The sequence below is a fragment of the Bacillus sp. AR8-1 genome, assembly GCF_008042345.1.
In the GTDB taxonomy this organism is placed as follows: domain Bacteria; phylum Bacillota; class Bacilli; order Bacillales; family Bacillaceae_G; genus Bacillus_A; species Bacillus_A cereus.
Map to the genome: position 1 here is coordinate 71,291 of NZ_QNUB01000041.1, position 23,125 is coordinate 94,415.

The following is a 23,125-nucleotide window of genomic DNA, read 5'->3' on the forward strand; positions in this document are numbered from 1 at the left end:
ACGCCTTATGTAAGGCGTTTTCTATCATCTTGCTTTAACCAATTTAAAATAAATATATACGATTGATAGTGAACATAACGTATGCAAAATAAAATAAATAAAAGTGTTATTCCAGCACCACTATAAAGTAAACCGAACTTTAAAAAAACATTCACAAGTGGTGGAAAGTTCATTAGATTTTGTAATGTACTAAGCATACAAAACATAATGAAAAAGACAGGGACGTATTGTAATTCATACGGCTTTTTTTTCTTACTCATTCTTTTCCGAATGAGTATATGACATAATTCTGCTACTATAAAGCACCCTCCAATTAATACAAGACCAGAAGTCATCGTCATACATCCACCTGCCTTATATTTATTTTATCGCATAAGTAATCATCGTTATATTTTCTTTACATACTCTTCATCTTCTGAAGTAAAACCAAAACTCTCTATGAAAGACTTCGCCTTTTCTGTTAATTCCTCTTGTAGCACTTTTATTTCTTTCACATTTCTTTGTTTCATCATTTCTTCAAATGTAAAATACGTATTTGCACCATAACCGTAACCTTGGTAATCAAAATGAATAATTATCTGTGATAAAACAGCTCGTTCCTCTTGAACACTATAATCTATTACACCAATATATGTATCATCAACTTTCACACAGTACTGTACCTTTTTCTCACCTAAACTATGCGATTTAAACATTTCTTTAACAACGCTTTCATTTTCTACAGTAACTTTCTCAAACGTAATCATATGTCGTCCATCCTTTTACTATTATTGTATCAATAATATTTCCTATTTATGAAAAAAACCTTAAGACCGTATGCGATCTTAAGGTTTTTCTAATTAAACTAAGCTATACGCACGTTTTGTTTCTTCATGGAACTTATTCGTATCGTATTTATGCTCAACATAAATTTGGTGCCATACCATAAACGCAAGGACAGTCCAAATTTTACGGCTATAATCGCCTTTATCTGCACAATGTGCTTCCAGTAAGTTTAATACATACTGTTTGTCGATTAAATGCTCTGTTTTACTCTCGTTTATAATATTGATAGCCCAATCATGCATTTCGTCTTTTAACCAGTGACGAATTGGTACTGGGAATCCAAGTTTTTTACGATCTAATACGTGATCTGGAACGATTCCGCGTGCTGCTTCACGTAAAATAGCTTTCGTAGTTCCGTTAGCAATCTTAAATTCAGTTGGAATTTTAGATGCAACATCGAATACTTCTTTATCTAAGAACGGTACACGAAGTTCTAATGAGTTTGCCATTGTCATTTTATCAGCTTTTAATAAAATGTCACCACGTAACCATGTGAACATGTCAATGTACTGCATTTTGCTTACATCATCATAATCTTTAATCTCGTTATACAATGGTTTCGTGATATCCATATAGTTAACACTTTCATTGTAATACTTCATTAATTCAACTTTCTCTTCTTCACGGAAGATTTTCGCGTTTCCATAGTAACGCTCTTCAATTGGCGTACATCCACGCTCTAGGAAGCTCTTACCTTTAAATCCTTCTTTAAGAGCACCACTTAATGCTTTTAGAACGCTCTTACCTGGGCTAGGAATGTAAGAGAACATTTTTAGTGAGTTTGGCTCACGATAAATGTTATAACCACCAAATAGCTCGTCTGCACCTTCACCTGAAAGAACAACTGTTACATGCTTACGTGCTTCTTTTGCAACGAAGTACAATGGTACAGCTGCTGGATCTGCTAAAGGATCATCCATATGCCAAATGATTTTTGGGAACTCATCCATAAACTCTTTCGCTGAAATGAATACGTTATGGTTTTTAACGCCTAATTTCTCAGCAGTTTCTTTGGCAACATCAACTTCACTGAAACCACGTTGTTCAAAACCAATAGAGAATGTTAAAAGATTTGGATTCATTTCTCTTGCGATAGAAGCGATAATAGATGAATCGATACCACCAGATAAGAATGAACCTACTGGTACATCACTGCGCATATGCACTTTTACTGAATCGTATAACACATCACGAATTGCTTGGATATGCTCCTCTTTCGTTGCGCTTGAAGCATTGAAATAAGGTTTCCAGTAGCGATGGATCTCCATCTCTTTACCGATTTCTTTTACGAAATAATGACCAGGCTCAATTTTATTAACATCAATTGTTAATGTTTCTGGCTCTGGACCGTATTGGTACGTAAAGTAATGTTGTAGTGACGTTGGATTAACTCCTTTATCTTCCATCACATGCATAATACTTTTCTTCTCAGATGCGAAGAATGTAGTATCACCTTGTTGTGCGACGTATAAAGGTTTAATACCGAAGTGGTCACGTGCACCGAAAAGTTTCTTCTCTTCACGATCCCAAATCATAAATGCAAACATACCACGAAGATAGTCTACACATTTTTCTTTCATATGTGCATACAATGCAATGATAACTTCTGTATCAGATTGTGTTGCAAACGTTGCACCTTTTTCAAGTAACATTTCACGTAATTCTACATAGTTGTAAATTTCACCATTAAAAATAATTACATATCGATCATTTTCATAAGTTAGCGGCTGATGTCCTGCCTCTAAGTCAATGATACTTAAACGGCGGAAGCCAAATTGTACATGTTCATCACGAAAATATCCTTCGTCATCTGGACCACGGTGGAAAATCATCGTGTTCATATTTTCAAATTGATGTTTTTCTGTTTCTGAAAACTCTCTAGGGTTTTCACATAAACATCCTACAAAACCACACATACTTCTTACCCTCTTTCGGTTTTCATTCTGTTTCTATACTACTATATCAACCCTATTTATACTAGCATAATCAACTGAATATGGCGACCAAAAACTATAAAAAAATCACTCCATTTCACATTTTTAACAATTTTTTATGAAAACATGAAAACTAGGCACTCACCTTTCTCCGCTTTTGTCATATGATATTGCAAATTGATTTCTAGGAGGGAATACCATGAGTGAAGAAAAAAAAGATTCTTCTCGCCCACCGGTTCGTAATTACTTAAAGCAAATTGATGATTTCTTCGAGCAAACACCTCTTCGCAATGTAATCGCTGATTTAAATCATTTTTTCCAAAAAGGAAACCGTTTATTAACATTCCCTGTAGATTTATATGAAGTTGGTGAAGAACTCGTTGTTACAGCTGAACTACCAGGTATACAAAAAGAGCAAATTCAAATTGAAATACAAAGTGAATACTTAAAAGTCTCTGTAAAAGAAGAGATACTCGAAGAAGAAGAAGAAGAAGAAACATCCCATAACTATTATCGCCGGGAACGTTCCATTTCAGAAGCATCAAGATTGATTAAGTTGCCGTATTCAATTAATAAAAAAGCAGCAAAAGCTTCTTATCAAAACGGCGTATTAGAAATTCGGGCGCCGAAACTTCCCCAACAACATGACATTTTATCCATAGACTAATGCAAAAAAATAAGGGTGCATAGCACCCTTATTTTTAATCCACTAATCGCTTCATATCACGTATAATGTCTTCATATGGCGTATTACTAATTCCACTATACTTTTTCATTACTTTTCCGTTTTGATCAATTAAATAAAATGATGTACCATGCATGACCTGACCATTCTCCGGCTTATCTACAAGTGATTGGAAATTATCTTTTGAAAACTTCGTAATATCTTCTAACGAATATCCCGTTAATAAATTCCAGTTACTAGTATCCTCTGTAAACTTTTGAATAAAAGCTTTCAGATTTTCCGGCTTATCAAGGTCTGGATCTACACTAAATGAAACAAACTGAACGTCTATCTTCTCTTCTTTTGCCATCTTTTGCAGCTTGGCCATATTTGCAGTCATTGGTGGACAAACTGTTTGACAATTTGTGAACATAAAATCTGCAACCCAAACTTTCCCTTTTAAATCTTTTGTACCAAATTGCTTTCCATCTTGATTTGTAAATTGGAAAGTTTCTAAATCCCAATTTAATGGTTTACGAAGCTTTGAACCTGATTCACTACATCCAGCAAGTACAAAGAGACAAAATACAACCATAAGACCAATTATTTTTTGATAACGCTTCATTTATAAACCTCTTTTCTCTATCCTAAATTTAAATAGGTTATGTTTATAATAACAAAAGTTAACACTACGAGAAAATTGTTTACTACATTTGTTCACGAAATCGTACGAATTTACGTATGTTACTTCTTTATTTCAAGCGAATTACTAGACAAAATATATTTTTTTACTATTATTTCTATAAATAGAATTGATAAAACTAATTTTATTGTTACTTTTGTAAATACCTCTCCCTATTTTTTAACAATTCCTTAAACATTAATCCATGTTTTACACTGTATTCCTTAACAACATTTCGGTACAATACAAATACAACGATTGTAAATGAGGTGATGTTCATGGCAAAGCGCTATGAAAATATGGATAATGTTAGTACAAAAAAATCAATTCGCTCTTTTTTACGCTGGCGTAAAGAACGAAAGCAAAACAAAAAAGATTTTTCTTTCTTAGTAGAACAATCACCCGTTAAACAAAGTGCATTTTTGCAAAGTAATGTAAAAAAAACGACTGTCACATGGATTGGGCATTCTACTTTTCTTATCCAAACGAATGGACTTAATATATTAACAGATCCAGTATGGGCCAATAAATTAAAGCTAGTTACAAGACTTACAGAACCTGGACTCTCTATAGAAGCACTGCCTAAAATTGATATTGTCCTTATTTCACATGGTCATTATGATCATTTAGATTTTTCAACTCTTCGTCAGTTGAATGATGATGTTCTATATCTTGTACCTATCGGATTAAAAAAATTATTTACTCGTAAGAAATTTAAACATGTAGAAGAGTATAAATGGTGGGAAAGTACGATAATTAACGAAGTTTCTTTTCACTTCGTACCTGCTCAGCACTGGACGAGAAGATTCTTATTTGATATGAATACGTCTCACTGGGGCGGATGGATTATTGATAATGAAACGACTATGGAAACCATATATTTTTGTGGCGACAGCGGCTATTTCCAAGGTTTCAAAGAAATCGGTGAACGCTTTTTAATTGATATTGCTCTTATGCCCATTGGCGCTTATGAACCAGAATGGTTTATGAAAGTATCTCATGTTTCACCTGAAGAAGCTGTGCAAGCTTATTTAGATTTAAACGCTACGCATTTTATACCGATGCATTACGGAGCTTTTGCACTCGCCGATGAAACACCTCGTGAAGCAATAACTAGACTTCGAAATAATTGGAATTTGCGCATGTTACCATGGGAACAACTGCATGTACTCTTTTTAGGCCAAACTTTTATTTATAGTAACGCAACAAATGATAAGCAAGTAAATGAAAAAATTGAAACTTTACATGTGTAACGTAACGACTGATTTTCTATATCCAACATATAATATAGAAAATCCTATAATGAAATTTTAATCAGTGGGAGTTTCTTTATCCCCACTGATTATTAACCTTCACCAATCGGGCTTTTACGGACAGCCCGCCACCTAACCTCTTTGCTCCAGCTAAATTTTGAGGTGGGAGTTTTACTGTCCGCAAATAGCAGGATAAAGGGTGTTATCTATGAATGAATATTTACAGACTCGCTATATTATTAGCGGTAGTGCCTGTATAGCTCTTCTTATTTCTTACTTTCTATTTACATAAAAAAGCTACTTGAAATATATTTTCAAGTAGCTTTTTTATTACTCTGCTAAATACATAAATCCGATTGCACCTGGACCTGTATGAGTACTAATTATAGGCGTTGTATAGAAAATTTCTGATTGAGCAAACCCACTCACTTTTTCAACCGCCGCTTTCATACTTTCAGCTAAAGGAATTGCTTTCGCATGCGGAATTGCAACAGCCTTTACAACTTTTCCAGCTGTATCTTGCTCAAATAACTTAGCTAATGTTTTTACAATTTGGCCTTGGCTACGAACTTTCGTTACAGGATTATAAACACCATCTTCAAGACTAGCAATTGGCTTTATATTAAGCAGCGAACCGATAAACGCCTTTCCTTTACCGATACGTCCACCCTTCACTAAGTTTTCTAATGTATCTACTACTACATATAAACGAGTATTCTTTCTTACTTCATCTACACGTTTTAAAATTTCTTCTAGTGAGCGTCCTTCATTTGCCATTTTTGCAGCTTCAATCACTTGATATGCTAAAGCATGTGTAATAAATTGAGAATCAACAACTGTTACTTTTGTATCAGTCATTGATGCAGCACTATTTGCAGTTGCTACAGTACCACTCATTCCACTTGTCATATGAATGGAAAGTACTTCACTTCCATCTTCACCTAACTTGTCGTACATTTCTACAAATGTACCCATTGCAGGTTGTGATGTTTTTGGTAGTTCCTCTGATTTAATCATTTCTTCAATAAATTCATCTGGTTGTAGATCAACGCGATCTAAATATGTTTGTCCATTTACAGAGATTGATAATGGTAGAACATGAATGTCATACTTCTCGATTACCTCTTGTGATAAATCTGCCGTTGAATCTGTTACAATTTTAATTTTTTGCATATTATATTCTTCCCTTTCCAATACGCTCTCCTTGTTATTATACTAGTATTCCCACTGCTTTCAACAATTTGGAACGAAATTTCATCAAATTAATTATATTTTTATATCTAAAATGAAAAAGACAGAGCTCCTAACCCTGTCTCTACTCTATATCATGCATTTTTTTCAAGAGTATTTGTTTTATATACATTTAAATAATCATTCCACTTCAAACAATTTTGTAAATATTCACGGAAAGAATATGAAAATCTTGGATGTTTTTGTTTTTGAATTTTTGCAATAAATAATTGAAGACGAGACTGAATTAGAAACGATAATGGATGCTGTGCCTGTAGGACAGGGATTTCGAATATTTTAATACAATCCCCTGTTGAATGAGTGAAATAAAAACTTTTCGTAATCACAATATCAATCCTCTTTTTCATTGGATTTTTGAACTTCCTCTACTTTGCGCTGTAAGACGTTGTTTAAAGTGGAGTAAAATCAGACTTATATGATTTCTGTAGTCCTTATGGCTAGAAGATTTATACTCTATTCATCTCCACCTAATCCATCTTCCCGTCCTAAATATCCCTGAGACGGGAACCTCATTACCCATCAATTGTTTAATACATTTAGTATAAGCTTATAAAAGCGCAAAGTTTGTCTAAATTTTGGAGATTCTATAATTTTTTTCTTCTATATATTGTATACGTTTATAGCTATAGTATAACAAATAAATAAAAAAGTGCCTTTATAACGAGGCACTTTTCGACTGCATTTCTTCTCTTTTCTTTTTCCTCTTACTTACAACCTTTGATAAAGCAATACTTACTTCATAAATACAAATAAGCGGCACCGCAACTAAACTATGAGATAAAAAGTCAGGCGGTGATATACAAGATGCAATGATAATCAATGCTACGTAAGCGTACCTTCTTATTTTTATTAAAAATTCCGCCGTAAGTATTCCAATACTAGTTAAAAACATTACAACAACTGGCAATTCAAAAATCACCGCAAATGGAACTGTTAAATTAAGTACAAAATGAAAATACTTTTCTGTCGTAAACATCGTATTAAACATTTCATTACCTATCGTAGTTAAAAAGTGAAATAGAAACGGCATTACAATAAAGTATCCAAAACATAAACCTGCGATAAATAATATAGACAATACCGGTATATACATTATTGTCATCTTTTGTTCATTTGGATGTAAACCCGGTTTTACAAATAACCAAATTTGTATAGCAGCAAAAGGAATTGTACAAACGATAGCAAATACTGTAGCAATCGAGAAAAAAATCCACAATACATCACTTGGACCGAGAACAGTTAATTTCATTGGTAAATCTTTTACAAGCCAAAAATAAATATCCTTTGTAAAAGTAAATCCAATAATTAAAAATAGTACAAAAGATAACACCGTATATATTACTCTTTTTCGAAGTTCAACAATATGTTCTACTACGCTCATTTCCCGATCTTCCATCTCGTTCACCACACTTTATTTATCCATTACAAGGAAAATACATTACAGTTTTTCTTTCTTTTCCTTTTCTTGAAATGCGTCATCTGTCAATTCTTTCGTTGATTTTTTAAACTCTTTTAACGTTTCCCCTAAAGCCTTCCCGATTTCCGGCAATTTTTTAGGTCCAAATAAAATGAGTACTGCTACTAAAATTAAAATTAACCCTGGAAAGCCAATATTTGAAAACATTTCCCCATCCCCTTTATTAGTAGTTTCCTTGTCCTACTATTACATAATTTTATTTTGTCAAAAAAGTTTGAAAACGTCAACAAATCCATTGCCTTTTGTCAAAAAAATTCAAAAATATAATCAATTATACAAATTTCATTTTCTATTGCTCTTGTGTATGATATGGTAAGGGAAATGACATATTATTTTATGATAGTAGAAAGGATTTGCATTATGACTGAAAAAATGACACGAATGACCCAATTTGTAAAAGAAGAAATTGCAAATGCAATTACACATGGTATCGGTGCCATTTTAAGCATCCCTGCCTTAATCATATTGATTATTCATGCTTCTAAGCACGGTACCGCATCAGCTGTAGTCGCATTTACTGTTTATGGTGTAAGCATGTTCTTACTGTACTTGTTTTCAACATTGCTACATAGCATTCATCATCCTAAAGTAGAAAAAATATTTACTATTTTAGATCATTCAGCCATTTATTTATTGATTGCTGGCACGTATACTCCTTTTCTACTTATTACACTTCGTGGCCCATTAGGATGGACGTTGCTTGCTATAATTTGGACACTTGCAATCGGAGGTATCGTCTTCAAAATCTTCTTTGTACGTCGCTTTATAAAGGCATCAACTTTATGTTACATCATTATGGGCTGGCTCATAATCGTTGCCATTAAACCACTTTATGAAAATCTAACTGGACATGGTTTTTCACTACTTTTAGCAGGTGGAATTTTATATTCTGTCGGAGCTATATTCTTCCTTTGGGAAAAGCTACCTTTCAACCATGCCATATGGCACCTGTTCGTTTTAGGTGGTAGTACGATGATGTTCTTCTGTGTACTCTTTTATGTCTTACCTACAGCATAATAAAAAAGGTTTCAGCTTACTATAAGCTGAAACCTTTTTTATTACTTATGTAATTGTAATGCGATAACTTCCTGTGTATGCTTCGTTAATTCTTTAATATCCATATTCGCATACTCTTCAGGTGTAATCGGCTTAGAAATTGTTACTGTTGCATGAGCTGACTTCATACGATTTCCATTCGCTTCAAACATCTTATATGTACCATCTAACGTTACAGGTAAAATTGCTACACCTGATTTTACTGCAAGATGGAAACTACCAGCCTTAAACTCTCCAACTTCGCCACCTTTACTTCTCGTTCCTTCTGGGAAAATTACGATAGAATGTCCATTCTTTAATAGTTCGATTCCATCTTTAATTGCTTTAAGAGATTGACGACGATCGCTACGATCCATAAATACACAATTCATAAGTTCCATCCAAGTTGGTACAACTGGGAACTTTTTAATCTCTGCCTTTGACACGAATCCAATTGGTTTATTTAAGTAACCTAGTAAAACAGGGATATCCATATTACTTTGGTGATTACTTACAACTAGTACCGGCTTGTCTTTCGGAACATTTTCAAGCCCTTTCACTTCTACTGTCCCTCCAGCTACACGTACCATTTTCTTACCAAACCAATTTGTCGTTTTATACACAGCATTATCTTTTTCTTTTGGCGCCATCGTATTTACTTGTCTTTTAAGACGCCACATTCTCGGTGTAATCGCAATTACAATTAAAATTAAATAAAAGATTTTAAAAAACGTTTGAATCATACAGAACCCCCACCTATTATCATTCCGACCTTCATTATACTAGACAAACGAAGGAAAAAGAAGAAAAAAAGTCCAAACAGCAAGTGTTTGGACTTTTTAAGCATTCTATATTAGAAACGTTTTGCTAATTCACGAGCATTAGCAATTGCCGCTTCTTTAATTTCTTGTGCTTTTTCAGGGTTTGCATTCATACCCTCAACTGCAATATAATCAGTATCATTTACACCGACAAATCCTAATACAGTTTTTAAATGATTGCGTCCGAAGTCTACAGCTGCGTATGCTCCTTCAGAATATACGCCACCTGTTGCTTGAATGTGAAGTGCTTTTTTACCTTCTAATAAGCCGACTGGACCATTTTCAGTATATTTGAATGTTTTACCTGCGATTGCTACGTTATCTAAGTATGCTTTTACTACTGGTGGATAGCTAAAGTTCCACATTGGAGTTACGAATACATAACGATCTGCATGCATAAATGTTTCTAAGTTTGTGTTCATTGCTGCTACTTTTTGTTGTTGAGCTTCCGTTAAAGTTTCAAAGCCTTCACCTGCTGCAAATTTACCCCAAGCGGCAAATACATCTGCATCGATTGCTGGTACAGTAGTATTGAATAGATCAATTGTTACAACTTCGTCTTGTGGATGCTCGTTTTTATAAGCCTCGATGAAAGCTTCCCCTACTGCCATTCCGAAAGAACCTTCTGCTGAATTTGGATTTGCTGTGATAAATAGTACTTTTGTCATTGTATTCTCTCCCTTTTTTCTCTTTATCTTCAATTCAAGATTTGTTTTTTAAAAGTTAATAACTTACCTTATGTAAGTATAATACAAAAAGTTTTATTCAATGTCAATAAAAAATAGCTACTTTTTTTTCGTAAGTTAATGATTTATTTTGTTTCTCTAAAATTTAGTATACAGATATTAAGACTTCTCATACAAAAAGGCTACCTCTATAAATTATAGAGATAGCCTTTTATTACATATTATTTTTGAAAAACATGTTTTACTTTTTCAGCTGGAATGTTACTTCCACCTCTACCTTTTACATCTTCAATCATCATTGTAATGACCATATCTGGCGCATTCAAATCAAATGCAGCGAACCAGCCTAGTTCTTTTCCTTCGGCCTCTTTTGATACTTTTAATTCCGCTGTACCTGTTTTTCCAGCAAGAGTCATTCCATCAATTTTAGCAATTTTCCCTGTACCATCCGGATCATTAATTACTTTCGTCATAGCAGTTTTTAATATATCCTGATTTCCTTTAGAAATTACATTTTCTTTCCAAGCTTTTGGTTGTTTATCTGTTTTAATAATATACGGTGATGGAATCGTTCCATCATTTACAATTGGCGCATACGTTAAAGCTAAATGAAGAGGAGTCATTAATACTTGACCTTGTCCATATCCTGTATCAGCCATTTGAATATCATTTTTAATGCCGTCATTTGCAATTTTAGAAGCAGGGAATCCATATTCAATTGGTAGTTTCTCATCGAATCCGAATTTTTTCGCTTCACTCATAAACTTGTCTTTTCCGATTTTCAAAGCTTCTTGTGCGAAGTAAATATTATCCGAGTATTTCATCGCCTTATCAAAATCAATCGGATTTGCATCTTTCACACGCGTTACATAATAATTACCCCAAGAAGAATCTTTTGTCCATTTTAATCCTTCAATTTTCAACTCTTCTTTTGGATCGATTGTTTTCGTTTCAAGACCAATTGCAGCTGTAATTGGTTTAAATACAGAACCTGGTACCGATAATTGTGTAAAGCGATTCGTCATCGGTTTTTTCGGATCATTATTCCAAGCTTCGCGTTGCGCTTTCGATGTTCCTCGTGCAATTAAATTAGGATCATATGCTGGACTACTTACTAGTGCAATTGTTTCTCCACTTTTCGGATTGATTGCTGCACTTGAACCAGCTTCGCCCTTCATTTCATTATACGTTTTTTCTTGAACAGCACTATCAATAGTTAAAGTTACATTTTCTCCATCAACAGCATCTGTTTTTGCCAAGTTTTTAATTTCTTTTCCTTGCGCATCTTCTACAAAGACACGGCCACCTTTTTTACCGCGTAGCTTTTCCTCTAATACTTGCTCTAAACCAGCTTTACCAACTGGGTCATCAGCTTGATAGCCTTTCTTTTGTAGCGTTTTTAAATCTTCAGCATTTACCTTTCCAATATAACCAGTCAGATGAGCTGCCGCTTCCCCTAACGGATATGTACGAACATTTACAGGTTTTGTTGAAACACCTGGTAAATCAATGTACGTATTTTGCGTTGCCCCTTCAGGCAAAATTCCAATTGGTACGAGATACCCTGGTTTTACCCATTTAGCAGCTAATTTTTGATCAATTTCTTCTACAGACATATTTAATAACTTCGCTACTGTTTCTTTCGTTTGCGGAGCAGTATCGCCTAACTTTTCAGGAATCAATCCGATTTCAGAAGCTTTCCCATTCGTTGCAAGACCTTTTCCATTACGATCGTATATTTCACCACGTTTTGGCTGTGTTGTCTGCATACGCACTTTACTATCTTTCGTCATGCCAGGGAAAATAAAATCAGGAGTCCAATCTATTTTCCAAGATTCTTTATCTCCATCTTTTTCTTTCACCATTTTTGCTTCATGGCCAAAAGTAATTTTACCACCAACTGTATCCATGCTTACTTTAAAAGGAACAGGGCCTTCATCTTTTTTATCTTCTTTTATTTCCCCTGTTTCTACCTTTAAGTCTTTCACTTCGATACCAGAATAAATTTTTTCATATTTCTCAGTAAACTCTTTCTTTGAAATATCTTTTTTTGCATTTTTTGATAGTTGATCATACATATCTGCAAATTTTTGTTTATTCCACGCTTTTACATATGTATCAAACGCTTCTTGTGGTTTTTCTTCTTTACCACATCCAACTAACATGAATGTTAAGCAAAGAAAAAGAATCCCCCATATCTTTCTCAATCGATTCTCCTCCTCTTTCTATATTAGTACTTTTGAAAATTTTAGCATTTTTACATGCTACCTATCATTATAGCACTATCGAATCTCATCTATAAACTTATATTGGTGAATATAAATAAAAAGATTGATGCGAATTCTCACATCAATCTTCTTTATTATTGTTGTTTCTCATATACGTGGTAATAATACGTATACGGGTTTTTTTCATCTGTTAAACCTTTTTCTACAAAAATCTCTTTCCAATTTGTCATATCCATTTCTGGGAAGAATGTATCTCCTTCAAATGCATAATGAATTTTTGTTATATACAACTTGTCTACGTATGGTAAAAAGAGATCGTAAATTTGCGCTCCGCCAAAAATAAAAATCTCTTCTTCATTTTTACATAGTTCGAATACTTCTTCTACAGAATGAACAACTTCACATCCTTCAACGTGATATCCTTCATTACGAGTTACAATAATATTACGTCTTCCAGGCAGCGGTCTACCAATCGCTTCATAGTTCTTTCTTCCCATAATAAGCGGGTGACCCATCGTTGTTTTCTTCACGTATTGTAATTCACTCGGTAAACGCCAAGGTAAATTATTATCTTTACCAATTACTCTATTTTCGTCCATTGCGACCATAAATGAAACAATCATTTTTTCATCTCCTCTACAATTATACTGCAACCGGTGCTTTAATTGCTGGATGCGGATCGTATCCTTCAATCGTTAAATCTTCCATTTCAAAATCGAAAACAGATTTCACATCTGGATTTAATGTAAGTTTCGGGAACGGACGTGGTTCACGTGCCAATTGCTTTTCTACTTGTTCAAAATGATTTGTATAAATGTGTGCATCACCAATTGTATGAACAAATTCCCCTACTTCAAGACCACATTCGTGTGCAATTAAATGTGTTAGTAGTGAATAACTTGCGATGTTAAATGGTATTCCAAGGAATATGTCACCACTTCTTTGATATAGCTGACAAGAAAGCTTTCCGTCCGCTACATAAAACTGGAATAATGTATGACAAGGGGGTAATGCCATACTTGGTACGTCTTCAGGATTCCAAGCAGAAACGATTAAACGACGTGAGTCTGGTGTTTTTTTAATCATTTCAATTACATCTTTTAATTGATCAAGTGTCTCACCAGCTGTCGTTTTCCAAGCTCGCCACTGTTTACCGTAAACGTCTCCTAAATAACCATATTTATTTGAGAAATCATCATCTTCTAAAACGTTCTTTTTAAACAATTCCATCTGCTCATCGTACTGTACTTTAAATTCTTCATCTTGTTGTGAGCGAAGACCAAAATCCGTCATGTCAGGACCAGTATACTCATCACTTTCTACCCAGCTCTTAAACGCCCATTCATTCCAAATATTATTATTATGCTGCAATAAATAGCGAATATTTGTATCACCTTTCATAAACCAAAGTAGTTCACTTGCTACAAGGCGAAATGGTACTCTTTTTGTCGTTAATAAAGGAAATCCTTTACTCAAATCAAAACGCATTTGATATCCAAATACAGATACAGTTCCTGTCCCTGTACGATCTTCTTTCTTCGTACCATGTTCCATTACATGGCGGCATAAATTTAAGTATTCATTTTCAGCATGTTTCATATGTAGGAAAACCTTCTTTCAATCGTATATGCAATTTATCATAACATGAAAAATGGTAAATTTAATAATCCTAATTAATAAAATTTCTTCCGCTAATTCTTACAAAATTATTAACTTTCCAAATTTAAAAAGGTTTTCATTTTCTATTACCGAAAGTATAGTGCGGTAGAACAAAATTTATATTTGGAGGTTAGAAGTATGTCTAAAATTGAAACGCCTGTTATGACTTCTTTACAAACAGCGGTTGAAAAAATGATGAAGGATTTAAATGTTCCTGGTGCTGCTGTCGCTGTTATAAAAGACGGTGAAGTTATTATTTCAGAAGGTTTCGGCTATCGTAATATAGAAACAAAAGAGGCTGTTACACCGAATACTCGATTCGCAATCGGTTCCTCAACGAAAGCATTTGGCACACTTTCATTAAGCTTGTTAGCACAGCAAAAAAAGTTTAATTGGGATACCCCTATCCAGTCTTATATACCTAACTTTACTTTATCTGAACTACTTGCTAGCTCACAAGTTACAGGACGGGATTTAGCTTCTCATCGAACTGGAGTAAGTCGTCATGAGGCTCTTTGGTATAGTTCTTCCTTATCTCGAAAAGATCTCGTTGAAAAAATAAAACATTTACCACTTGATGCACCGTTCCGGACTGCATTTCTATATAACAACTTAATGTATGCAACAATTAGCTACATTGTTGAAAACATTACAAATCAAACGTGGGAGCAATACACTACAGAACATATTTTAGAACCTTTAAATATGAGACATACAAACTTCTCTGTTAACGATTCACAAACTACAGATGATTATGCTTTACCTTACATTGAAAATGACGGTGAAATAAAAGCAGTTCCATTCCGTAACATCGATACAGTTGGCGCTGCTGGGTGTATTAATTCCACAATTGAAGATATGGCAAATTGGGTACTTCTCCACTTAAATGAAGGAAAATTTGGAGATCATGAATTAATCTCCTCTGAATTATTACAACAAATGTATACACCACACAATTCAATTCCAGACCAACCGGTTTTATCACTCCCTGAATCTCCATTAAATAGTTACGGTCTTGGTTGGTTTATTAGCGCTTATCGTGGTAAAAAAGTGATTCATCATGGCGGTAATATCGATGGATTTTCAGCGCTTGTTTCATTTATACCAACAGAAAACATAGGCCTTGTCATTTTAACGAATGCTGGAGGAACATTACTTCCTACTTATCTCGCTAATCAAATTTATGACGAACTACTTGAATTAGAATCCATTGATTGGCATAAACGTGCTGTAGAAGATACTAAAAAAATGAAGGAAATGATGAAAGAAGCAACTGAATCCCTCCCTGAACAAATTAAAGGGACTACACCTTCGCACAAGTTAGAGGATTATACTGGTACTTTTGAACATCCTGCATACGGAACATTACAAGTATACAAACGAGATGATTCGTTATATGTACAATTTATGGAAATGGATATTCAATTAGGGCATCATCATTACGACATCTTCTCTACAAAAGTTGACTTATTCCAAATGAAAATGAGCTTATTATTCGCTTATGAAATGAATGTAAGTGGTGAATTCCCATCCCTTCAGTTACATGTACCTGCTATGTTAAGTACACAGCCGCTTACATTTAAGAAAATTAAATAAGTATTTTGATGGTAAAAAATAAAGGTAGGTGCGAATCACACCTACCTTTTCTATTTCATATCAATCTTATCTGGTTGAAACCAACTTGGTTTTGATAACTCAAAGTTTTTATGATCTTCCAATACAATATGAAGACGCTCTAACATATCATCCAACATATGTGGTGCTGCTCTTAATGTCCAGACAACTGATGAGAAAACTGTCATGCCAACGTAGACCGCATATAATTTCCAGAACTCCTCTGGTATTCTCCTATTAAAGTATCCTTCTATTTGTCCGATTGAATACGGAATACTAATGTCCCTTGCAAATAGTGCAATTTTCACGAAATCATGCAGTGGATCGCCCCAGTCATAACCATTAAAATCAACTACACCTACATATTTCCCATCCCGTACAATTATATTTTCTAAATGAAAATCATCGTGTTGAAATCGATTTGGGCGATCCTTTACATACATTTCATTTTCATCTATAAACTTAATAATCTTATCATCATTTTTTATTTTTATTCCGCATGTTTTGTATGCTTCTAAATATTTACTATGTTTTTTCATTGCTCTTTCATGCCATGGAAGTATATCATTAGGAGCTTCATATGTATGCATTTTTGCTAAATCTTTTCCTGCCTCTATGCCAATATCATATTGTTCTTTTGGTGAATACGTAAGCAATAGCTTCTTCGCATCTTCCCCTTCTAAATATGAAAAAATACTATAGCATACACCTTCTTCTTCCAATATACCTATTTCAATTGGCCTTTGTGCCTGTACGTTACGTTTTACCATTTCATTTAAAATTTGAAACTCTATTTTCTTTCTTTCATACTCTTTTATATCTCCTGTCCGAAATAAATATTTTTCATTATTTGCATTCGTAATTACATATTTCTTATCTGGAGAGAAACCTTTAGAAATTTCTTCAATATTCGCTGCATCTTTTACAATTTGTATATTGTTTTGCCGTGCTGTAATTATCTTCATATCTATTCCCCTTACATTTCTGCATTTGGTGTATAGGCTACTTCTACAATAAATCCATTCGGATCGTAAAAATCAATCGTATAGTACCCTTCTGAATAATGATTCATTTCAATTGGACCACGTATTACCTTCACTTTCGTACTAGAAAGAAAATCTGCTACTTCATCAACTACTTCTCTATGAATAGCTTGATAACAAATATGTCTAGGACCTAACGTCCTTACGATTTCCTCATCTACTTCTTTAAAGTATATTTCACTTTCTCCCGTGCTATATGCTACTTCATTTAACTTTCTCCATCCAATTATCGGAAACAACTTATCATAATAAGAAATGGATTCCTCTAAATTTGCTACTCAAAATTCAATATGATGAATACACTCCTTGTACTACTTGCACAATTTCCATCGGCTTATGAACCATATAATCGGGTGCGTCTTTTTTCACTGTTTCAATAACATCATATCCCCAAGATACCCAAATTACATTCACCCCAGCCTTTTTACAAGCTGCTACATCTCGCTGTTCATCACCAATGTATAACATATCTTGCTCTGTTATCTTTTTCGATTTTAAAAATCTTTTTATCATTTTATCTTTACCAAACAAATTTTTAGAACAATACACTTCTTGAATATTTTCGATACCATTATTGTGCAAAAACGCCCGAATATGCTCTTCTGAGTTAGATGATATGACCGCAATACCGTATCCTGTTTTATGTAGTTCATCTAATACATCCTTCATCCCATGAAATAAAACAAGATTTTTTATAGCAGGCTGATACAATTTATAAAATTCCAAAGCTAATATCGGTAATTTATACAGTGGTACATCGAGTTGTTTACATCTCTCTGTCATCGTTAATTTACGTAAATGTTCAATTTCGTCTTCCTTTACTGCTTTATACCCATGTTTTTCAGCAAGTTGATTATAAATCGGTACAAATATATTTTGTGAATCTACTAATGTGCCATCAAAGTCAAAAACAATATATTTTTGCATCTCCATACTCCTTTTGCTTCTTTTTTCTAAACCTATGTTATTCAACAACATAGTTGTCTGTCCCTTCTATAAAAATAAAAAAGAACAAGATTTTCTCTTGTTCTTTTTAAGACAACCATTTCGGCGGTACATTCGTATTCCAATAAATATTTCCTAACTCATGATGTCCAGAGTATCCATCATCAAAACGGTGATAATGGAAATTAAAATAATAACCATCTTGCGGCGGATGATCTCTTCTTACATGGAAACGCAATAAATCATTTCCTGATTTCGTATCGTAGACGTGAAAAATCTTTTCATTATTTCCACCAGCTGGTTTTTGAGAAATCGCTAATGATTGTAGTGAATCTTCTGGTACATCACTAGCAAGCTCAGCAATTGCCTCTTCAATTTTCGGTAATATTACATCTTTAAACTCATCTTCAATTACTGGACCAATTTTAGTACCAAACTTTTGCATCGACTGCTTTTCTGCTTCTTGCATTGCATAAGTAATAAAAGTATCGGTGGTTAACCTGTCATTCGTTTCTTCATATGTATAGGACGTGCTCTCCAAACTTTGTTGCCCAGCTGTGCTCGTAGGCTTGTCCGCAGCTTTGGCATTATCAAGTAATATGGAAGGAGGCGTCACTAAACCAAATGTAAATACGGTAATTAATGCGACTAAGGTTTTTCTAAACCAATTTGGCATTTATGTTCCCTCCCCTTTCACTCATTATTTTTTTATATAACGGTGGTTTCTTCTATTATACAAAATGATTGTAATTTTTGCACTTTACAATTTTGTTAACGTTCACATATTTTTCACTTGAATATGAAATTGTAAGGTTTCATACAATAAAAATACAACAATAATAAGGAGGCGATCAGATGACTTTAGATGTCATGTATTCCGCCGCAAGCATACTCGTTTTAGTATATTTTATTTATCAATGTGTTACAGACTAGAAAAAGAGCCGTCAATGGCTCTTTTTTAATGGTAAAAATACAATCCATACAATTAATAAAATAAAAATAATGCCACCAATCACAGCTGGCAATAAATAAAACTGGGCAAGTATAACTATTCCATACAAAAGTATTGCTGGTAGTAGTAAATAACGATTTGCCTTCCATCTTAACAAAAGTAAGTTCCCTTCATCACATTATAAATGAAGAAACATCTTATTCGTAAATTCATTCCAATAATCACGTGCATAGCGAGAAATTGCAACTACAGCAAATACGAGAACAATAGCTGCAATCCACCTAGGAGTCATAATTATACTTGCAGTACTGATACATACAATTTGAATATAAAATATTCGTGCAGTACTTGTACGGAAAAACTCTTTCAAAAAAGATTCGACAATACGAGCATCAGCTTTTTTCCCTAATAGTCTTTTAGAACGCGGGAACATCCACGGTTTTTTATTCGAACTACTCGGTTTAGCTGCATGACCACCAACTTGCATAATTCCGCTCGTCCAGCGCATACTTTCCTCTTTTTCTTTCTCAACTTCTTTAAAAAAGGAACTTTTATAATTCATTTTCTCTTTTACTAATACAATACTTAAGAAAATTACTAGACCGATAAATAGAATTGAATAAAATGGATTTTTATAAGCGAAAAATAGACTCATTCCAAAAAAGGATAAGCTCATAGAAAATATTACATTTTTTATAATCCATAAAACCCATCGTTTCCCGACACGTATATGTATAAATCTCGTCAACAACGACAGCATAAATCGAAACACAGTAAAGAATACCCAAAATAATACGACTTGTATCTCTGTTACTCCGATACTTTTCATCAACACTGGTAACATAATAACAACTACTATTACATTCGTTATCGCTATTCGAACAAATGTGTACATCATGCCGTACTGGACTAATTTTCGCATATGATTTGGATATGAAATTAAAAATAAACTATCCGCTTGTTCAAAAAATGAACGAACTCCTCTCGGATATGTTATTAGATAAAATACGAGTAATCCTAATCCGAAATAAATCGTCTCTTCCATTGATAAATTTCCCATCCATAGCGATCGATAATAAATTCCTATAAATATAAGTGCTGGAATAATAATATATAATGCAACTGTCCAATCTGTTACTGAACGTATAGACTTCCATTTCCGCTGGAGTTCATGGCGTAATCTCTTATAAAATTGTTGTTTAATCATGTTGTTCACGCCTTACAATTACATCAAAGCAGTCTAATAATGAACTACCCGGCATTTCCGCTAATATTTGAATAGATTCTAAATGTCCATCTGCGACTAATGTACCTTGTGAAATGAGTAAAAATCTTTCGCAAATTTTTTCAGCAGTATCTAATACGTGCGTACAAAGTAAAATTCCTGCCCCGCGCTCTTTTTCTTTATATAAATAATTTAAAAACTCTTTCGTAGCTACTGGATCTAAACCGATAAAAGGTTCGTCAATGATATAAAAATCTGGCTCAGTTAAAAACGCCAATATTAGCATCGATTTTTGTTTCATGCCTTTTGAAAACTTTGATAAATACTCATGTTTATGCTTATTCATTCGAAAAGTATGTAATAATTGTTCCGCTCGTTCTTCCCAACTTCCCATTTCACTTCCACGAGCTGCCATTAATAATTCAATATGTTCCCAGAGCGTCAAGTAATCATAGTATGTTGGATGTTCTGGCACGTATGCATACGGGTTTTTCTTTTCACCGAATGATATTTCACCGTCCATATTTACAAGTAATCCGAGCATCGTTTTAATCGTCGTACTCTTCCCAGCACCATTTGCACCAATAAGAGCAACTAATTCACCCTTTTCAATGGAAAAAGCAATATCACGAATTGTTTTTTCACCTATTTCATATCCAGCCGAGCGAATATTTACTTCTAACATACATTCCCCTTCTTTCCATTCCCAATACAATCCAGAACAAGAATAACATATAGCTATCTATATATCATTATAAAATATTTATTTTCATAGCAGGAAAAAACACTTTTTAACAGAATATTAAATGTTTGATTACATTTTATTGGAGTGGATAATATGTCTTTTCAAATTCGTGAAGCTACGATAGATGATATAGATGCACTTTGTTCTTTAACGAAAGAATTAAAAGGTTCCTCTATTTCCTATGAAGATATGAACAACCGATTGCAATTCGTACAAATGAGTCCTTTTGATTTTTTATATGTTTACGAGGAAGAAGAAACTATATTTGGATTACTTGGATTTCGTATACGCGAAAATTTAGAAGATGTAACTCGTTATGGAGAGATTTCAATTATTAGCGTTGATTCTACAATACGTCGGAAAGGTATAGGACAAGTGTTAATGGATTATGCAGAACAATTAGCAAAGAAGCATAATTGCATTGGCACATGGCTAGTTAGTGGAACAAAAAGAGTAGAAGCTCATCCTTTTTACAAAAAATTAGGCTATGAAGTAAATGGCTATCGATTTGTAAAACATTTTTAAACTACTTATAAATTGAAGGGACTATAACTATGGCAAACATAAAAGCAATTTTCATTGATCGTGACGGTACAATTGGTGGTGACACTACAATACACTATCCAGGATCTTTTACATTATTTCCTTTTACAAAAGCAGCCTTGCAAAAGCTAAAAGCTAAAAATATAAAAATTTTCTCTTTCACAAATCAACCTGGTATCGCAGATGGAATAGCGACTGAAGCGGATTTTGTACAAGAACTAGAAAGTTTCGGTTTTGATGATATATACGTATGTCCCCACAAACACGGTGATGGTTGTGAATGCCGTAAACCAAATACAGGTATGCTTATGAAAGCAGCAGAAAAACACAGGCTTGATTTAACACAATGTGCTGTAGTTGGTGATCGGTGGACTGATATTGTTGCAGGAGCAAAAGTAAACGCAACAACGATTCTAGTCCGAACAGGCGCTGGGTATGATGCTTTGCATACGTATCGAGACAAATGGGCACATATTGAACCAAACTATATTGCAGATAACTTTGAAGATGCAACAAACTGGGTTTTAAATCAACTATAATACAAATGAAGATTTTGATGCACTCAAAATAATTTAAAACATAGTTAAAATAGCCTTTTTGGCAAATAATTGTCTTCCACAAAACGGATTACCTCAAAAGGTAGCAAGTTCCCTTTTGATAAGCAAACATTGCAATTCAAATTTTATTTTTTATTAGTAACAGCAATTAACGTAAAGAAGGAATAGCTTAGTGGCTATCCCTTCTTTATTGACTTCTATTATTTACATTTGTTATCTTTTTTTATTGAGTATTCTCATCGTTTTTATACTCCAAAATATCCCCTGGCTGACACTCCAAAGCTTTACATATCGCTTCTAATGTTGAAAAACGAACCGCTTTTGCTTTCCCATTTTTCAAAATAGAAAGATTCGCCATCGTAATTCCAACCTTCTCCGAAAGTTCCGTTACACTCATCTTTCGTTTTGCTAACATGACGTCAATATTAATAATAATTGTCATATCCGCCACCTCAGACCGTCAAATCATTTTCTGACTTTATGTTAATTGCTTCTTGTAGAAGGCGTTGAAGAATAGCAGCAAAAACAGCGATAACGAGCGAAGCAAAAACGATAATAAGTCCCACTAACCCAATAGGAGGGTCCATTTTTTTCGCTATAAAATGAAAAAGTGGTAAACCTAATACATACAAACCACTGATTGTAACTGCACAGCGCTTTATATTCTTTAACGCCTTTACAGATAATTCCGAAAACGCTGTGTTCTCATCAATGTACTGTAAAAGATTGAAAGCCTGATAAAGAGCAACGTAAAAAGGCACAGCTGCTCCATACATCACAATGAAAGCAAGATATTTTATCAGAGTAATATTAGGATACAAATTCGCTGCGAAATTCGCCATTTCCGGCACTAAAAATATGCATAAAGCAAGTACTGCAATTCCAACAAGAAAAATAATTACTTTTAAGAACGTTGTTGAACTACGTTTAAGATTCATTTACAATACCTCATTTATTTAATGATAACATAATTTTATCATATCATT

25 protein-coding genes and 2 pseudogenes are annotated in these 23,125 nt (G+C 33.8%); 6 read left to right on the plus strand and 21 right to left on the minus strand.

The features are described 5' to 3' along the window. Nucleotides 1-5 precede the first annotated feature (5 nt). From DN400_RS23440 to asnB, 3 genes are all read right to left on the minus strand, one after another. The gene (locus tag DN400_RS23440; protein WP_000200465.1) at nt 6-335 is read right to left on the minus strand and encodes a hypothetical protein; all 330 of its coding nucleotides are present in this window, start codon (nt 333-335) and stop codon (nt 6-8) included. Nucleotides 336-386: 51 nt separating this feature from the next. After that, entirely contained in the window at nt 387-746 is a 360-nt protein-coding gene (locus tag DN400_RS23445) for a GNAT family N-acetyltransferase (protein ID WP_098353087.1), read from the minus strand. A 93-nt stretch (nt 747-839) separates the two neighbouring features. Then, a complete protein-coding gene (asnB, locus tag DN400_RS23450; RefSeq protein WP_000333826.1) occupies nt 840-2,741 on the minus strand; it encodes an asparagine synthase (glutamine-hydrolyzing) in 1,902 nt (633 codons plus the stop codon). Nucleotides 2,742-2,958: 217 nt separating this feature from the next. Between asnB and DN400_RS23455 the strand changes: the two genes are divergently transcribed. Further along, a complete protein-coding gene (locus DN400_RS23455; protein ID WP_097877419.1) occupies nt 2,959-3,426 on the plus strand; it encodes an Hsp20/alpha crystallin family protein in 468 nt (155 codons plus the stop codon). 34 nt (nt 3,427-3,460) lie between these two features. Here the strand turns inward: DN400_RS23455 and DN400_RS23460 are convergent, their stop codons facing one another. Beyond that, nucleotides 3,461-4,048, minus strand: a complete 588-nt coding sequence (locus DN400_RS23460) for an SCO family protein (protein WP_000833332.1) — start codon at nt 4,046-4,048, stop codon at nt 3,461-3,463. 335 nt (nt 4,049-4,383) lie between these two features. On the opposite strand from DN400_RS23460, the gene DN400_RS23465 reads away from it, so the two are divergent. Further along, entirely contained in the window at nt 4,384-5,358 is a 975-nt protein-coding gene (locus DN400_RS23465) for an MBL fold metallo-hydrolase (RefSeq protein ID WP_001129640.1), read from the plus strand. Nucleotides 5,359-5,688: 330 nt separating this feature from the next. Here DN400_RS23465 and DN400_RS23470 read toward each other — a convergent pair whose 3' ends face one another. The 4 genes from DN400_RS23470 to DN400_RS23485 all read right to left on the minus strand — a co-directional run bounded on the left by DN400_RS23470 (nt 5,689) and on the right by DN400_RS23485 (nt 8,233). Continuing rightward, entirely contained in the window at nt 5,689-6,531 is an 843-nt protein-coding gene (locus tag DN400_RS23470; protein WP_029948540.1) for a DegV family protein, read from the minus strand. A gap of 152 nt (nt 6,532-6,683) precedes the next feature. Further along, entirely contained in the window at nt 6,684-6,935 is a 252-nt protein-coding gene (locus DN400_RS23475) for a DUF2535 family protein (protein ID WP_000629012.1), read from the minus strand. 329 nt (nt 6,936-7,264) lie between these two features. Then, nucleotides 7,265-8,005 (minus strand): twin-arginine translocase subunit TatC, encoded by a 741-nt coding sequence (gene tatC / locus DN400_RS23480; protein WP_000390119.1) that lies wholly within the window; start codon nt 8,003-8,005, stop codon nt 7,265-7,267. Nucleotides 8,006-8,047: 42 nt separating this feature from the next. Then, nucleotides 8,048-8,233, minus strand: coding sequence for a twin-arginine translocase TatA/TatE family subunit (locus DN400_RS23485; protein ID WP_000492442.1), 186 nt, complete (start codon nt 8,231-8,233; stop codon nt 8,048-8,050). 213 nt (nt 8,234-8,446) lie between these two features. On the opposite strand from DN400_RS23485, the gene trhA reads away from it, so the two are divergent. Next, nucleotides 8,447-9,103: a PAQR family membrane homeostasis protein TrhA gene (trhA, locus tag DN400_RS23490; RefSeq protein WP_000136890.1), complete on the plus strand. Its 657-nt coding sequence runs from the start codon at nt 8,447-8,449 to the stop codon at nt 9,101-9,103. Between the two features lie 41 nt (nt 9,104-9,144). Here the strand turns inward: trhA and DN400_RS23495 are convergent, their stop codons facing one another. The 5 genes from DN400_RS23495 to DN400_RS23515 form a co-directional block, all read right to left on the minus strand. Beyond that, nucleotides 9,145-9,864, minus strand: a complete 720-nt coding sequence (locus DN400_RS23495) for a lysophospholipid acyltransferase family protein (RefSeq protein WP_000616580.1) — start codon at nt 9,862-9,864, stop codon at nt 9,145-9,147. Between the two features lie 110 nt (nt 9,865-9,974). Then, on the minus strand, nt 9,975-10,610 hold the full coding sequence (locus tag DN400_RS23500) for an FMN-dependent NADH-azoreductase (protein WP_000170028.1): 636 nt from the start codon (nt 10,608-10,610) through the stop codon (nt 9,975-9,977). 239 nt (nt 10,611-10,849) lie between these two features. Continuing rightward, on the minus strand, nt 10,850-12,835 hold the full coding sequence (gene pbpC / locus DN400_RS23505) for a penicillin-binding protein 3 (RefSeq protein WP_001227231.1): 1,986 nt from the start codon (nt 12,833-12,835) through the stop codon (nt 10,850-10,852). Nucleotides 12,836-12,990: 155 nt separating this feature from the next. Then, on the minus strand, nt 12,991-13,479 hold the full coding sequence (locus DN400_RS23510; protein WP_000637207.1) for a dihydrofolate reductase: 489 nt from the start codon (nt 13,477-13,479) through the stop codon (nt 12,991-12,993). 19 nt (nt 13,480-13,498) lie between these two features. Continuing rightward, the gene (locus DN400_RS23515; protein ID WP_000679600.1) at nt 13,499-14,455 is read right to left on the minus strand and encodes a thymidylate synthase; all 957 of its coding nucleotides are present in this window, start codon (nt 14,453-14,455) and stop codon (nt 13,499-13,501) included. 198 nt (nt 14,456-14,653) lie between these two features. On the opposite strand from DN400_RS23515, the gene DN400_RS23520 reads away from it, so the two are divergent. Then, nucleotides 14,654-16,111, plus strand: coding sequence for a serine hydrolase (locus DN400_RS23520; protein ID WP_061660138.1), 1,458 nt, complete (start codon nt 14,654-14,656; stop codon nt 16,109-16,111). 50 nt (nt 16,112-16,161) lie between these two features. Here DN400_RS23520 and DN400_RS23525 read toward each other — a convergent pair whose 3' ends face one another. The 6 genes and pseudogenes from DN400_RS23525 to DN400_RS23550 form a co-directional block, all read right to left on the minus strand. Then, nucleotides 16,162-17,094, minus strand: a complete 933-nt coding sequence (locus tag DN400_RS23525; RefSeq protein ID WP_147801957.1) for an aminoglycoside phosphotransferase family protein — start codon at nt 17,092-17,094, stop codon at nt 16,162-16,164. Between the two features lie 11 nt (nt 17,095-17,105). Continuing rightward, nucleotides 17,106-17,471 (minus strand): annotated as a pseudogene (locus DN400_RS23530) (VOC family protein). Beyond that, on the minus strand, nt 17,458-18,099 hold the full coding sequence (locus tag DN400_RS23535; protein WP_001174995.1) for an HAD family hydrolase: 642 nt from the start codon (nt 18,097-18,099) through the stop codon (nt 17,458-17,460). Before DN400_RS23535 ends, DN400_RS23530 begins: the two are co-directional and overlap by 14 nt. 106 nt (nt 18,100-18,205) lie before the next feature. Beyond that, the gene (locus DN400_RS23540) at nt 18,206-18,793 is read right to left on the minus strand and encodes a YpjP family protein (RefSeq protein ID WP_001134421.1); all 588 of its coding nucleotides are present in this window, start codon (nt 18,791-18,793) and stop codon (nt 18,206-18,208) included. A gap of 268 nt (nt 18,794-19,061) precedes the next feature. Beyond that, a pseudogene (locus tag DN400_RS23545) lies at nt 19,062-20,276 on the minus strand (ABC transporter permease). Then, nucleotides 20,269-20,979 (minus strand): ABC transporter ATP-binding protein, encoded by a 711-nt coding sequence (locus DN400_RS23550; RefSeq protein WP_065228778.1) that lies wholly within the window; start codon nt 20,977-20,979, stop codon nt 20,269-20,271. Before DN400_RS23550 ends, DN400_RS23545 begins: the two are co-directional and overlap by 8 nt. Nucleotides 20,980-21,132: 153 nt before the next feature. Here DN400_RS23550 and DN400_RS23555 point away from each other — a divergent pair, with 153 nt between their 5' ends. Both DN400_RS23555 and DN400_RS23560 read left to right on the plus strand, forming a co-directional pair. After that, a complete protein-coding gene (locus DN400_RS23555; RefSeq protein WP_000009782.1) occupies nt 21,133-21,564 on the plus strand; it encodes a GNAT family N-acetyltransferase in 432 nt (143 codons plus the stop codon). Between the two features lie 29 nt (nt 21,565-21,593). Continuing rightward, the gene (locus DN400_RS23560) at nt 21,594-22,121 is read left to right on the plus strand and encodes an HAD-IIIA family hydrolase (RefSeq protein ID WP_065228777.1); all 528 of its coding nucleotides are present in this window, start codon (nt 21,594-21,596) and stop codon (nt 22,119-22,121) included. A 241-nt stretch (nt 22,122-22,362) separates the two neighbouring features. Here the strand turns inward: DN400_RS23560 and DN400_RS23565 are convergent, their stop codons facing one another. Both DN400_RS23565 and DN400_RS23570 read right to left on the minus strand, forming a co-directional pair. Then, the gene (locus DN400_RS23565) at nt 22,363-22,581 is read right to left on the minus strand and encodes a helix-turn-helix domain-containing protein (RefSeq protein WP_000152534.1); all 219 of its coding nucleotides are present in this window, start codon (nt 22,579-22,581) and stop codon (nt 22,363-22,365) included. A 10-nt stretch (nt 22,582-22,591) separates the two neighbouring features. Beyond that, nucleotides 22,592-23,077 carry a DUF2975 domain-containing protein gene (locus tag DN400_RS23570; protein ID WP_065228776.1) on the minus strand — a complete coding sequence of 162 codons (486 nt, stop codon included), beginning with the start codon at nt 23,075-23,077 and terminating at the stop codon, nt 22,592-22,594. Nucleotides 23,078-23,125 lie beyond the last annotated feature (48 nt).

What these genes read in the sequence shown, in the direction of transcription:
- DN400_RS23440 (WP_000200465.1), bottom strand. Translation starts at nt 335, where the DNA reads ATGACTTCTGGTCTTGTATTAATTGGAGGGTGCTTTATAGTAGCAGAA.
- DN400_RS23445 (WP_098353087.1), bottom strand. Translation starts at nt 746, where the DNA reads ATGATTACGTTTGAGAAAGTTACTGTAGAAAATGAAAGCGTTGTTAAA.
- asnB (WP_000333826.1), bottom strand. Translation starts at nt 2,741, where the DNA reads ATGTGTGGTTTTGTAGGATGTTTATGTGAAAACCCTAGAGAGTTTTCA.
- DN400_RS23455 (WP_097877419.1), top strand. Translation starts at nt 2,959, where the DNA reads ATGAGTGAAGAAAAAAAAGATTCTTCTCGCCCACCGGTTCGTAATTAC.
- DN400_RS23460 (WP_000833332.1), bottom strand. Translation starts at nt 4,048, where the DNA reads ATGAAGCGTTATCAAAAAATAATTGGTCTTATGGTTGTATTTTGTCTC.
- DN400_RS23465 (WP_001129640.1), top strand. Translation starts at nt 4,384, where the DNA reads ATGGCAAAGCGCTATGAAAATATGGATAATGTTAGTACAAAAAAATCA.
- DN400_RS23470 (WP_029948540.1), bottom strand. Translation starts at nt 6,531, where the DNA reads ATGCAAAAAATTAAAATTGTAACAGATTCAACGGCAGATTTATCACAA.
- tatC (WP_000390119.1), bottom strand. Translation starts at nt 8,005, where the DNA reads ATGGAAGATCGGGAAATGAGCGTAGTAGAACATATTGTTGAACTTCGA.
- DN400_RS23485 (WP_000492442.1), bottom strand. Translation starts at nt 8,233, where the DNA reads ATGTTTTCAAATATTGGCTTTCCAGGGTTAATTTTAATTTTAGTAGCA.
- trhA (WP_000136890.1), top strand. Translation starts at nt 8,447, where the DNA reads ATGACTGAAAAAATGACACGAATGACCCAATTTGTAAAAGAAGAAATT.
- DN400_RS23495 (WP_000616580.1), bottom strand. Translation starts at nt 9,864, where the DNA reads ATGATTCAAACGTTTTTTAAAATCTTTTATTTAATTTTAATTGTAATT.
- DN400_RS23500 (WP_000170028.1), bottom strand. Translation starts at nt 10,610, where the DNA reads ATGACAAAAGTACTATTTATCACAGCAAATCCAAATTCAGCAGAAGGT.
- DN400_RS23510 (WP_000637207.1), bottom strand. Translation starts at nt 13,479, where the DNA reads ATGATTGTTTCATTTATGGTCGCAATGGACGAAAATAGAGTAATTGGT.
- DN400_RS23515 (WP_000679600.1), bottom strand. Translation starts at nt 14,455, where the DNA reads ATGAAACATGCTGAAAATGAATACTTAAATTTATGCCGCCATGTAATG.
- DN400_RS23520 (WP_061660138.1), top strand. Translation starts at nt 14,654, where the DNA reads ATGTCTAAAATTGAAACGCCTGTTATGACTTCTTTACAAACAGCGGTT.
- DN400_RS23525 (WP_147801957.1), bottom strand. Translation starts at nt 17,094, where the DNA reads ATGAAGATAATTACAGCACGGCAAAACAATATACAAATTGTAAAAGAT.
- DN400_RS23535 (WP_001174995.1), bottom strand. Translation starts at nt 18,099, where the DNA reads ATGCAAAAATATATTGTTTTTGACTTTGATGGCACATTAGTAGATTCA.
- DN400_RS23540 (WP_001134421.1), bottom strand. Translation starts at nt 18,793, where the DNA reads ATGCCAAATTGGTTTAGAAAAACCTTAGTCGCATTAATTACCGTATTT.
- DN400_RS23550 (WP_065228778.1), bottom strand. Translation starts at nt 20,979, where the DNA reads ATGTTAGAAGTAAATATTCGCTCGGCTGGATATGAAATAGGTGAAAAA.
- DN400_RS23555 (WP_000009782.1), top strand. Translation starts at nt 21,133, where the DNA reads ATGTCTTTTCAAATTCGTGAAGCTACGATAGATGATATAGATGCACTT.
- DN400_RS23560 (WP_065228777.1), top strand. Translation starts at nt 21,594, where the DNA reads ATGGCAAACATAAAAGCAATTTTCATTGATCGTGACGGTACAATTGGT.
- DN400_RS23565 (WP_000152534.1), bottom strand. Translation starts at nt 22,581, where the DNA reads ATGACAATTATTATTAATATTGACGTCATGTTAGCAAAACGAAAGATG.
- DN400_RS23570 (WP_065228776.1), bottom strand. Translation starts at nt 23,077, where the DNA reads ATGAATCTTAAACGTAGTTCAACAACGTTCTTAAAAGTAATTATTTTT.